Genomic DNA, 1075 nt, shown 5'->3' on the forward strand with positions numbered 1-1075 from the left:
TGGTGGTGAACTGTAGAAGGTATCTCGATACAAAACGTTAATCAGCTCTCAGCTGACACTACGTGATTACGATGCACAAGTTGGCGAAGCATTGGCCAACGTGAAAGCAATAAACAAAGTCATAAGACTTGGTATGCCTGTTAGTTACCGAGTTGATTGATGGGGGCAACCCCATTGGGATCAGTGCGTTAGGTGAATGATTTGATCAACAACGCCATTTCAGTATGTTTAGCTTGGAAGCCTGCCAGCGACTGATACGTCGTCAGAGATGATTAACGTTACATTGCCTGATTCTTAATGCCAGTGCCCATAGGGTATGTCATTTGGATCTTTGGGTAGCTTTCTCAAGCCATACTCGTCTTGCAAGTAAAGCTTCTCAAAGTTCCTTCTTTGCGCACCATACTGTGGCAGTTCTCTTAAAATATTGACTAAATGCTGAACTTGCGGATCGTTAAATCGTCGACCTTGCATTAAAAAGTCCTGAAGCACCGGTATTAGTTCTTTATAGAGTTTTTCAGCTTCGTATTTATCATCAAAAACTCCCTTCATCATTTTGAATAGGGTAAAAAATGGTGCGCCAGCTCTCAGCTCAGAGACGATTTTAGCTACGTTCACGCTTTGATTCCTTAAAGAGAAGAGTAAAAATAATCACGTTTATTACAATGTCATAGATTAAAGTTGACATTAGGTCGCTTGGGTTTTGCTCTGAGTATTTAAAATATGGATAGATATAAGACGCGAGGGTGATGAATACTGATAGAAACGCAATAGAAATCAGCTGTTTTTTAGTAAACAAAGATACGTCTTTATAAATGGAAAACAATGCGATAAGGACAAAGTAGCCGATGAACATGCTTAGTGCGCTTAATCCTTTCTCTACAAAATCACCAATGTATTGATAGCCACTAGTCAGTGATATAGCGAGAGTGATAAATAAGAATGTGATTAATGAAAGGTATTTGTCAGATTTACTCATAAATCCTCTTCGATAAAATGTAATGAGTTGGCATTATCTTTTCGCCCTATGTGGCTTCATATCTAGATTTTAGAGTGTCTAAATGGGCGTTGTTGATCA

General features: G+C 38.8%; 2 protein-coding genes and 1 pseudogene. 1 reads left to right on the forward strand and 2 read right to left on the reverse strand.

Features of this window, described 5'->3' with window-relative positions:
* Positions 1-25: 25 nt before the first annotated feature.
* A pseudogene (locus BGK46_RS17355) lies at positions 26-160 on the forward strand (IS5/IS1182 family transposase); the annotation flags it as partial.
* A 134-nt stretch (positions 161-294) separates the two neighbouring features.
* On the opposite strand, the gene BGK46_RS02500 reads toward BGK46_RS17355, so the two are convergent.
* A complete protein-coding gene (locus tag BGK46_RS02500; protein WP_077457292.1) occupies positions 295-615 on the reverse strand; it encodes a hypothetical protein in 321 nt (106 codons plus the stop codon).
* Positions 602-976, reverse strand: coding sequence for a hypothetical protein (locus BGK46_RS02505; protein ID WP_069586893.1), 375 nt, complete (start codon positions 974-976; stop codon positions 602-604). The genes BGK46_RS02500 and BGK46_RS02505 overlap by 14 nt, the downstream gene beginning before the upstream one ends.
* Positions 977-1075 lie beyond the last annotated feature (99 nt).

This window comes from Salinivibrio sp. SS2 (assembly GCF_001722075.1).
Taxonomy (GTDB): domain Bacteria; phylum Pseudomonadota; class Gammaproteobacteria; order Enterobacterales; family Vibrionaceae; genus Salinivibrio; species Salinivibrio proteolyticus.

Bases quoted from the DNA above. Each gene is read 5' to 3' on its own strand.
- BGK46_RS02505 (WP_069586893.1), bottom strand. From the start codon at position 976: ATGAGTAAATCTGACAAATACCTTTCATTAATCACATTCTTATTTATC.